Source organism: Limosilactobacillus gorillae, assembly GCF_001293735.1.
Taxonomy (GTDB): Bacteria; Bacillota; Bacilli; order Lactobacillales; family Lactobacillaceae; genus Limosilactobacillus; species Limosilactobacillus gorillae.
Genome location: NZ_BCAH01000049.1, coordinates 23,421 through 32,606 on the forward strand (window position 1 = coordinate 23,421; position 9,186 = coordinate 32,606).

A 9,186-nucleotide genomic window follows, 5' to 3' on the forward strand; every position below is an offset into this window, starting at 1 on the left:
GGCGGAAACCATCGACCGCTATGACCGCCAACGCCGGGTTGCCACCATTGGAAACGCCGGTCAAAAAAACATCCGCCAAGCCACCGTCTTAATTGCAGGGTGTGGTGCCTTAGGAAGCTACGTTGCCATGCAGCTTGCCCGCACCGGGGTTAAGAAGTTAATCTTAATTGATCCCGACCAAGTTTCCTTAACCAACCTCCAACGCCAAGCGCTCTTTAATGAAGAAGACGTCCACAAGAAACATCTAAAGGTGTTAGCCGCTAGAGAACACCTGCACAGGATCAATCATGAGGTTGAGGTCCAGGCCTTGCCAGCCCCCCTTTCCGTTGAGCTGCTAACCGAGCTTAACTACGACCTCGTTGTTGACTGTTTGGATAACTACCAGGCACGGGACTTAATCAACCGGATGGCCTGCCAGCTGGGCTTTACCTACGTCTTTGGCTCTTGCGCCGGAAACTTTGGCAACGTAATGCTGATCGACCCGGCCAAGGGGCCCTGTTTAAATGACGTCTTCCCTAACCTAGAAGATCTAAAGGCCACTGATTGCGACTTAATCGGGGTTACCACCCCCTTGATTCCCCTCGTGGCCAGTAGCCAAGTTAGCCTGGCACTTCACTACCTGGTCGATCCAACGAGCATTGCCTACGACCAGCTGATAACAATTGATTCCTGGGGGATGGACTTCACCAAGTTTCAGATCCAAAAACGGCCCACCTGCCCAGTCTGCACAGCCAATCAAATCGTAGTTGAACAAACACCAAGCACTCAGGTCCGTAGTCTATGCGGCAGCAACACCTACATGCTGGACTTGACCACCCAACTGGACCTTAACGAGCTCGCCAACTGGTTAGTTGACCGCAAGATTGAAGTCGCTAAAAACCCTAAGTTTATCCGCTTTACCTTTAACGACAATGAACTGTCGGCCTTTCAAAGTGGCCGCCTTCTCTTATATGGCGCCCCAAACCTTGACGACGCCCAAAACCAGTTTGACCGCTTTTTAGCGGTTACCAGCCACATTCTCAATCGTTAACGAAGGGAGTTTTTATGTTAAAAGCAACCATTCTTACCGTTTCCGATAGTCGCTCACTTAAAGAAGACCAGAGCGGGCATTTAATCGCCCGCCTGCTTGAAGAACACACCATCGCCGTAGTCGACCACCGGATTATTAAGGACGACCGTGTTCAGATCCAGGCCGCCTACCTAAGTCAAGAATTGATGGGCGCCGATCTGTTAATTATCAACGGGGGGACCGGGGTTGCCAGAAGGGACGTAACTATTTCCGCCATCCGCCCGCTCCTTGCCCAAACGATTCCAGGTTTTGGCGAAGCCTTTCGCTCCCTCTCCTTTCAAGAGATTGGTACCCGGGCACTTGCCTCTTCCGCCATTGCCGGCTTTAATTTCTATAACCAGTTGACCTACTGCCTGCCGGGTTCTAAAAACGCCTGTCAGACCGCTTTGACCCAGTTAATCTTACCCGAGGTTGACCACCTGATTTTTGAACGTAGCACCACTAGAAAGGAAGTTCATCACCATGCTCACTAGACGCACCCCTATCTCGATTTCCGAAGCCCAAGCCCGAATGGCTGCGGTTCCATTAACCCTCTCAACCGAGGAGATTGCTGTCCAGGACGCCAACCACCGGATCCTGGCCCGTCCCGCCCTGGCCGCCTACGATTACCCCCACTTCCGGCGCTCTGGGGTTGACGGCTACGCCATCTTAGAAGAAGATGACCACAACTTCCCCCGTGACTTCGAAGTTATCGGTGAAGTTCCTGCCGGCGCCGTTTTTGACCGGCAATTAAAGCCAGGCCAAACCGTCCGGATTATGACGGGAGCCTGCGTCCCGGATGAGGCAGCCAAGGTAATCATGATCGAAAAGACCCGGGAAAAAGAGGGTGACCTAGTTACCGTCCTAGCCACCGAAAAACACAGCAACATCACCGAAGTTGGTACCGACTTTCAACGGGGCCAAGAAGTAATGAGTGCCCCCCAAGAAATTAATCCGGGGGGAATCGCCGCTTTAACCGCCTTTGGAATTCAAAAGGTCACTGTCTACAAGCAACCGCGAATCGCCATTATCGCTACGGGCTCTGAGTTGCTTACCCCAGGTACTCCAATCGAACAGGGGAAAATCTATAACTCCAACGGGCCGATGCTCAAGCGTTTGGTGGAAGAAAGCGGCGGGATTGTTGATGAAGAAATCCAGCTTCCCGACGACAATGATCTGATTAATGAAGCCCTCCGCGAGGCTATCAACAGTCACGAAATTGTAATCACCGACGGGGGTGTTTCCGTTGGCGACTACGACTTCATTGGCGACGCCGCCCGGAGCGCTGATCAATTGCTCTTCAACAAGATTAAGCAGCGGCCAGGTAGCGTGACCACCGCCTTCGTTCAGGCTAACACCCTGGTGATGGCCCTATCTGGCAACCCAGGGGCTTGCTTTACCGGCTTTTACCTCTACATGGAACCATTAATTCGGCGCTACCAGGGCATGCCCAGCCGAATCAAGAAGGTGCGCGCTATCTTAAACGCCCCATACACGAAGACCAACGGCTTTGATCGCATCCTACGTGCCACCTTCGAGCAAAAGGATGGTACTTACTACGTCTACCCAAACGGAACCGACCGCTCTGGGTCCTTAGCTAACCTCCAGACAACCACCTGTTTTTGCACAATTCCACACTCAACGGATCCCATCGCCTTACACAGCGAGGTTGAAACATGGCTCTTACCATTCAAATAGTCGGCCACAAGAAGTCGGGCAAGACTCTGGTGGCAATGAGATTGGTCAAGCGTCTTAGCAGGGCCGGCTGGACAGTGGCGGCCATTAAACACGATGCCCACACCGGCAGTATGGATCACCCTGGTACCGACAGTGACCGCTTATTTGAGGCTGGGGCAACTCAGGTTGTTTTCGAGTCACAAAGGGGCTGTTTTCTTCGGCAAAGGAGGACAAAACCACTCTCCCAAGTAATTGAGCAATTAGATGAAAAAAACGACGTGATTATCATTGAAGGCCACAAGCAAGCCCCCTACCCGCGGGTGATCCTGCTAAAAAGTGACGAACGCCCTGCTGACTGGCCCGATTGCGGTGTTTTAGCCTTTGGAGCCCTCAGTGAGAACCCTGGTGCCGACTTGATTGGTGAGCAAACCATCATTGATTGGCTCTATAATTACGTAACTAAGAACAAAGCAAAGGATACCCTTGAAATGACTGATTCATTAACCCACTTTAACGACCAGGATCGGGCTAAGATGGTTGACGTGACCGAAAAAAAAGTCACCGCCCGTCTTGCTACGGCCACTGGGTCAATCCGGATGCAGAAAGCAACCCTTGATCGTATTCATGCTGGAACAATGAAAAAGGGAGATGTCCTGGCTGTCGCCCAGGTAGCCGGTATCATGGCCGCCAAGAAAACCAGTGAACTAATCCCCATGTGCCACCTGATCCCCCTCACTGGTATCGACATTCACTTTGAAGATAACGGGTTAGACACCATCACCGCCACCGCTACCGCCAAAACTAAGCACGTAACCGGGGTTGAAATCGAAGCCCTTCTTGCCGTTCAGACCGCCCTTTTAACCATTTATGACATGTGTAAGGCCATTGACCGGGGAATGGTGATTAACGACGTCCACCTAGTTGAAAAAAGCGGTGGTAAGTCAGGCCACTTTCACTTCCAAGACGTCCCCGAGGCTGATCAATGATCGGCCTTGTTTTAGCGGGAGGGCAATCCCGGCGCTTCGGCGTGGATAAGGCAACTTACGCCTTTGCCAATCACCTCCCCAACGTTGTAATTGCCGTTAACCGATTGCGCCCCTTGTGCGACTCCATCCTGGTTGTAGCTAACCGGTCCAACCAGGCTCAAATTAAGCGCTTGGTCAACGGCCCCCAGATTACCATTATTCTTGACCCACCGGCCTTTGCTGGCCAGGGACCAGTAGCCGGCATCCTAGCGGCCTGCGCTACTCACCAGCAAGAAAGACAAGAAATCCTGCTTTCGCCCTGTGATTATCCTGACTTAACCGCAGGCTCCCTTGCCCTCCTTGCTCAAAGAAACAACCACTACCTACGAGTAAACGGCAAGGATCACTATACCCTGGCCCACATCACGGTCGACCAGGCAGTAGTGCAAGAATGGCTAATGAGCGGCCAGCGACGCCTCAAAGACTTTTTAAAGGGGGCGCTGCACTGTCAACCACTACTAATTGACGCTCCAGTAAAAGAATTTATTAACCACAACCAAAGGAGTTCAGTATCAATGAAGAACATGCAAGAAATGACACCCGCCGATTTTCAAAAGCTAATCACCCTGGTTCTTTCCGACCTCACTATTCGGCGAACCCTCTTGGAAAATCGGGAACGGGAGGTTAACCAGGAAATGCGTTCGTTAGAAAAGGACGCTGAACTAGAGGAGCTCGATAACCAGATTCAGGCAATCCAAGCCGACTATAATCATTATCGTGAGTACCTCGATCCTAACTTTAAACTTGACCTAGATCAATATTATCGAGGGATGAAATAAATAATATTATTCTTTTTGGAATATTTGCGCATTCAAATTCTTAGGGTATAATATGGAGGAAGACTATGAACGCAGAACAACCGCAGCCACTACACAATTACCAACAACTTGTCACTAGCTTGTACCAGCAAACCGACTACGACTTTGTTGGGGTGGCTCTTCAGGCTCCCGTTAGTCCCCACCTTACCCGGTGGCTTTGGGTCGCGGGGAACCAAAACGAGCGGTTCCGGCAAATTGTTCTACGCCGTGGGATTGGGATTGCCGGGTTGGTATTGCGCACCGGAACACCTTTTTGGCATAATGATATTTTGGCCCTTGACCTAAGCGATCGCCTATACTCCCCCATTGCCCGGGCGGAAGATCTCCACTCGTGTGTGGCAGTACCGATCAATAATGGTCCCTTTGGCACCGTCAACGGGGTTTTGTTGGCTGGCTTCCGCGATGAGGAGCGCCAGGTTAACGAGCAAGATGCAACAAAGTTGTCCCAATCCCTGATCTAGCCAAGGATGGAGGCGACTTTTTTGTTAGAAACAGCTAACTGGATTCAATCATTCTTTGACCTCTCCTCAGATGCCACGTTTATTTTCCAAGCCGATCAACTGGTGGTTGCCAACCAGGCCGGGCAGGAGCTGGTTAACGCCTTTGACCTCGACCTGAGCTACCTTCAAGAACTCGCTCAAACCGCCATTAGTCAGCAACAATCAAAGGCGGATGGGTGTTATGATTGCGAAATAATCAACCAGCTTCCCGAGTTGACGATTCCAGTAGATCTTCCACCGGAGCATACCCATCCCCTACGTTACACCATGGTCTACCGGATTCTTTCCCCGACTCACCAGGTCTATGCCCTGGAACTAAAAAGTCAAGCCCCCCTCGATCGGGCTAACCAGGTTGCACAACAACGGATGCTTAACCAGTATGTTAACCGTGCCTACGAAGATGAACGCAAACGGATTTCCCAGGATCTCCACGACAGCATTGCCCAGGGTGTTTATTCAGCGATTATGGGGGTCCGCCGTTTAAACGGCGAGCAAATGGATAATGAGGAACGCCAGCGGGTCAGTGCAATGATTGAAAGCCAACTTGATGATACCCTGCGAGAGGTCAAGGAAATGGCCCTAGATATCCGTCCCTCGGTCCTCGACTCCTTTGGACTGCTGGCGGCCATTCGAGCACTAGCCAAGCGGCTGACGGAAAATTCTGGGGTAATCATCAATGTAATTGGTCGGGCCGATACCTCGGACCTGTCAACTGATGTTCAAAACGTCCTATATCGGATCACCCAGGAAGCAATCAACAATGCCTTGAAGCACGCTAACCCATCTGAAATAACGGTGATTTTGGTTGCCCATGCACACTATATCAGCCTGGAAGTAATCGATAACGGGACCGGGTTTGATTACCAAGCCAACCGTGGCTTTAACGGCCATTCACTTGGCTTAATGAACATGAGCGAACGGGTTAAATCCCTGAACGGTTCCTTCATGATTGATTCCGCACCGGACCAGGGAACGACGGTAACCGTCAAGTTTCCGGTTATTAAACACACTAACGAGCAAAGCAACGGAGAGTAACTATGTATAATGTCTTAATTGCCGACGATCACGCCATCGTGCGGTCGGGAATTGCCTACCTAATCGACAAACAACCGGCCTTTAAGGTGGTGGGACAAACCGCCAACGGGACTGATACCTATATGTGCGTTGAACAAAAGGGGATCGATATTTTGATTATGGACCTTTCAATGCCACCTGGTGAAAGCGGCCTCATCACCACCCAGCGGATTCACGAACACTACCCAGACGTGCGGATTATCATCCTATCGATGCATGAAGAACAAGAATACATTAACAAGGCAATGCACAACGGAGCGATGTCGTACGTCCTCAAGAGCTCACCGGATTCCGAAATTCTGCGCGCCTTAACTCATGTTTCCAACGGGGAAAACTACATTGATGAGAACATTACCCTCACCAAGAAGGACCTAAACCAGATTAATTCAGACGGGGTTGACGTCAATCTGATTGGGTACCGTTCCCTTTCCAACCGCGAACGCGAGGTCTTTCCCCTTGTCGCCCTTGGCTACACCAATAAGGAGATCGCCGCCCGGCTTTATATCTCCACTAAAACGGTGGAGGCTCATAAGGCTAACATTGTCCGTAAACTTCAGTTGAGTACCCGAGCGGACCTTGTTCGCTACGCCATTCACCACCACTTAATTGATCTCTAACCCCTAGCCCTCCCAGTACCCAGAGGGCTTTTTTGGTCGATAAAAACGACGGCGCCACCATTTTTTAGGCAAGCCCCCAATGTTTTTATCATCACCGCACCTGTAAAATTGGCATAGAAAAACCATTCGGGAGGAATCATTATGGCCACTAACCTATCTAAAGATGCTGAGCTGCGGGGAATCTTAAGCGATATCACCCGCCACCGCTTTCCTTCACGCCGCCAGCTCAATCCACAGTCAAACCTCTTTTTAACCGCTAAGTATGCCGTTGAACAGGGGTACGTGACCCACGCTAACATCGACGAAAGTGAGTCCCAGAGTCTCGCTACTCTTGACCTAACCGAGGCCACCTTAACCAACGCTGGGATCGATAAACTGGCCGAACTAAACGAGCAAGCCGAATAGGAGGAGCCAATGGACGCCAAAGAACAACTCAATCGCAAGTACGCTAATACCGCCATCTACACCTCCGCCTTTTACGCTGACCCTGACGATCCACTTAATAACCGAACTAAGCTTTTTGAAGGGCTCAAGTCCTTTGTGATGAACCAACATGAAGATACTCCCTTCTCCTTACAGGTCATGACCACTAACAGCGAGATCAACATCATGCCCCTTGGCCTCGTAGACCTTGACGAATTAAAGGCGTACGAGAAGGAACAACGCCAAAAACGTGGGCTTTTCAAAGCCGGTGATGAGATCCCGCTGGTGGTTAAGTTCATCCCCCACGTCAAGGATGAAGAAGTTAAACAAGAAGTTGTTACTACTACCCAAGAACTGTTTACCGACTTCAACGCCACCTTCCCAAAGGTTTGGGCAGTCGTCAACGAGTACCTGTGCGCCAACCAAATCCTCTTGGAAGCTCTAGAGGCCGACTTGGTAAGCGACGCAGTCGACGTCCAAAAGGAGTACCTTGCTAACTTCACCCAGATGAGTGCTAAGGAACGTGAAATGGTGTTGGGATTTGAATTAAAAGACGACAATCTCGATCACTTTGCCACCTTCATGGCCGATATGCACGAGGTCCAAGCAATCGTCCTATCAGCGGCTAGTTTTTCTACTAAGGAGTTGCTGGGTGAAAACCGCTTCGCCGAAGTTATGAATGACAATGTGCGCCGTTCGACCTTCTTTTGGGTTTTAGATAATACCTTTTATGAGGTCTTCTACTACTTCCTAACGCAGTACGGAACGGACAACCCAAAGCTCAGTAAGCACCTTCGCCATCAAAAGGCGACGTTGATCTCTAACATGCGCAACGATGCCTTTGAACGGGCCCAAAAGGAAATGAGCATGGTTGATTCCACGATCGATTTCAATAAGTACTTTAGCGACGTGTATATTCCGGTAGCAGAACAATTGGCCGCTGAGGTTGATAAGTTTAGCGGGGGCCATGTATGAACTTTCCAAACCACGAAGAACTAAGTGAGGGCTTAGCGACCCTCATCAGCCAGTTGCCCCCGCTCATCTTGGACATGCTTGACCCGGAGCTCGATCATGTTCAACGCCAATTTCGGTTTCACCTCTTTTCAATTTTAACTAGTGACCGGGAACTAACGATGGATCAAGTCCATTCCGCTGCCCTGCCAGAGTTTTTATCCCTTGGTATGTGTTTAAATCCGGCTGCATTCGATCCCAGCCAAGACTCCCCGGCAGACATGGCCAGACAAAAGGCAAGCTCCTTTGTCTTTCCCTACCTTATGAACCGCTACCTAGCTGGGTTACGGATGATTAACACCCCCAGCACCCTAATGAGTGAATTTGAGATTGACGCTGGGGACCTAGCGATTGCCCAGATTCAGCGGCTTCAATATAATTACAACGCCAACTTTAAGGTGGCCAACTACTTAGCTGACTTACGAGCTCGCGACGGCCTCGTGGCTTCTTTAACTGCCCGCCACGCTACTGCTAGCACCACCAAATCACCAGAAGTTATCTCCTTGACTGGTCAGATTGGTCAAGCTTTAGCCGTGGCTGTCCACATTATTGACGAATGCGAAGGGCTAAGCGACCCAACGGTTTTTCAACGCCAAATCGTTACCGGAAACTACCCCCTCGCCCTCTTGTTTACTCGAGAAAGCGAAGCCGCTTGGTTCGATAACTTCTTCCACCAGCCCCACCGCCCGAGCCCAGAAGATTTTCAACAGGCTGCTACATTGGCCATAAAAAAGGGACAAGCTCAGGCCCTGGAGATAGCTGGCGAATTGCTAAGCCAAACGCGTCTTGATGTTCAAGTCCTGCCGGACAGGCCGGCTAAGGAAAGATTAGCAACCTTTATTAAACAAGTGGAAGATTATATAAAATAGAAATATTATTTTATTTTAATTTACCAAAAATAATATGCTGATTTTACTCACCAAACCCGTTATACTGAACATAGTAGCTGTTTACCATTAAACGGGAGGTCTTGATTGTCAACTACGCACCGAA

The 9,186-nt window shown here is 50.3% G+C and carries 11 protein-coding genes and 2 pseudogenes; all 13 read left to right on the top strand.

Annotated features, from left to right (window positions below; all coding sequences use genetic code 11):
• Positions 1 to 70 precede the first annotated feature (70 nt).
• The 13 genes and pseudogenes from AOQ57_RS07900 to AOQ57_RS07955 all read left to right on the top strand — a co-directional run bounded on the left by AOQ57_RS07900 (position 71) and on the right by AOQ57_RS07955 (position 9,062).
• On the top strand, positions 71 to 1,030 hold the full coding sequence (locus AOQ57_RS07900; RefSeq protein ID WP_235789038.1) for a HesA/MoeB/ThiF family protein: 960 nt from the start codon (positions 71 to 73) through the stop codon (positions 1,028 to 1,030).
• A 14-nt stretch (positions 1,031 to 1,044) separates the two neighbouring features.
• A complete protein-coding gene (locus AOQ57_RS07905; RefSeq protein WP_093626852.1) occupies positions 1,045 to 1,542 on the top strand; it encodes a MogA/MoaB family molybdenum cofactor biosynthesis protein in 498 nt (165 codons plus the stop codon).
• The gene (locus AOQ57_RS07910) at positions 1,532 to 2,746 is read left to right on the top strand and encodes a molybdopterin molybdotransferase MoeA (protein ID WP_093626854.1); all 1,215 of its coding nucleotides are present in this window, start codon (positions 1,532 to 1,534) and stop codon (positions 2,744 to 2,746) included. Before AOQ57_RS07905 ends, AOQ57_RS07910 begins: the two co-directional genes overlap by 11 nt.
• 35 nt (positions 2,747 to 2,781) lie before the next feature.
• Positions 2,782 to 3,012, top strand: a pseudogene (locus AOQ57_RS08360) (molybdopterin-guanine dinucleotide biosynthesis protein B); the annotation flags it as partial.
• Between the two features lie 201 nt (positions 3,013 to 3,213).
• Positions 3,214 to 3,711 (top strand): cyclic pyranopterin monophosphate synthase MoaC, encoded by a 498-nt coding sequence (gene moaC / locus AOQ57_RS08365; protein ID WP_235789039.1) that lies wholly within the window; start codon positions 3,214 to 3,216, stop codon positions 3,709 to 3,711.
• Positions 3,708 to 4,169: pseudogene (locus AOQ57_RS08430) on the top strand (molybdenum cofactor guanylyltransferase); the annotation flags it as partial. The gene moaC and the pseudogene AOQ57_RS08430, both read left to right, overlap by 4 nt.
• Positions 4,170 to 4,265: 96 nt before the next feature.
• Entirely contained in the window at positions 4,266 to 4,529 is a 264-nt protein-coding gene (locus tag AOQ57_RS08435; protein WP_093626872.1) for a hypothetical protein, read from the top strand.
• Positions 4,530 to 4,594: 65 nt separating this feature from the next.
• Entirely contained in the window at positions 4,595 to 5,029 is a 435-nt protein-coding gene (locus AOQ57_RS07930) for a GAF domain-containing protein (protein ID WP_093626858.1), read from the top strand.
• A 21-nt stretch (positions 5,030 to 5,050) separates the two neighbouring features.
• Entirely contained in the window at positions 5,051 to 6,103 is a 1,053-nt protein-coding gene (locus tag AOQ57_RS07935; RefSeq protein ID WP_093626860.1) for a sensor histidine kinase, read from the top strand.
• A gap of 2 nt (positions 6,104 to 6,105) precedes the next feature.
• A complete protein-coding gene (locus AOQ57_RS07940; RefSeq protein ID WP_093626862.1) occupies positions 6,106 to 6,759 on the top strand; it encodes a response regulator in 654 nt (217 codons plus the stop codon).
• A 141-nt stretch (positions 6,760 to 6,900) separates the two neighbouring features.
• The gene (locus AOQ57_RS07945) at positions 6,901 to 7,164 is read left to right on the top strand and encodes a hypothetical protein (RefSeq protein WP_093626864.1); all 264 of its coding nucleotides are present in this window, start codon (positions 6,901 to 6,903) and stop codon (positions 7,162 to 7,164) included.
• Between the two features lie 9 nt (positions 7,165 to 7,173).
• Entirely contained in the window at positions 7,174 to 8,157 is a 984-nt protein-coding gene (locus AOQ57_RS07950; protein WP_093626866.1) for a hypothetical protein, read from the top strand.
• Positions 8,154 to 9,062 (top strand): hypothetical protein, encoded by a 909-nt coding sequence (locus AOQ57_RS07955; protein ID WP_093626868.1) that lies wholly within the window; start codon positions 8,154 to 8,156, stop codon positions 9,060 to 9,062. Before AOQ57_RS07950 ends, AOQ57_RS07955 begins: the two co-directional genes overlap by 4 nt.
• The last annotated feature ends 124 nt before the right edge of the window (positions 9,063 to 9,186 follow it).

What these genes read in the sequence shown, in the direction of transcription:
- AOQ57_RS07910 (WP_093626854.1), top strand. Translation starts at nt 1,532, where the DNA reads ATGCTCACTAGACGCACCCCTATCTCGATTTCCGAAGCCCAAGCCCGA.
- AOQ57_RS07945 (WP_093626864.1), top strand. Translation starts at nt 6,901, where the DNA reads ATGGCCACTAACCTATCTAAAGATGCTGAGCTGCGGGGAATCTTAAGC.
- AOQ57_RS07905 (WP_093626852.1), top strand. Translation starts at nt 1,045, where the DNA reads ATGTTAAAAGCAACCATTCTTACCGTTTCCGATAGTCGCTCACTTAAA.
- moaC (WP_235789039.1), top strand. Translation starts at nt 3,214, where the DNA reads ATGACTGATTCATTAACCCACTTTAACGACCAGGATCGGGCTAAGATG.
- AOQ57_RS07955 (WP_093626868.1), top strand. Translation starts at nt 8,154, where the DNA reads ATGAACTTTCCAAACCACGAAGAACTAAGTGAGGGCTTAGCGACCCTC.
- AOQ57_RS07930 (WP_093626858.1), top strand. Translation starts at nt 4,595, where the DNA reads ATGAACGCAGAACAACCGCAGCCACTACACAATTACCAACAACTTGTC.
- AOQ57_RS08435 (WP_093626872.1), top strand. Translation starts at nt 4,266, where the DNA reads ATGAAGAACATGCAAGAAATGACACCCGCCGATTTTCAAAAGCTAATC.
- AOQ57_RS07950 (WP_093626866.1), top strand. Translation starts at nt 7,174, where the DNA reads ATGGACGCCAAAGAACAACTCAATCGCAAGTACGCTAATACCGCCATC.
- AOQ57_RS07940 (WP_093626862.1), top strand. Translation starts at nt 6,106, where the DNA reads ATGTATAATGTCTTAATTGCCGACGATCACGCCATCGTGCGGTCGGGA.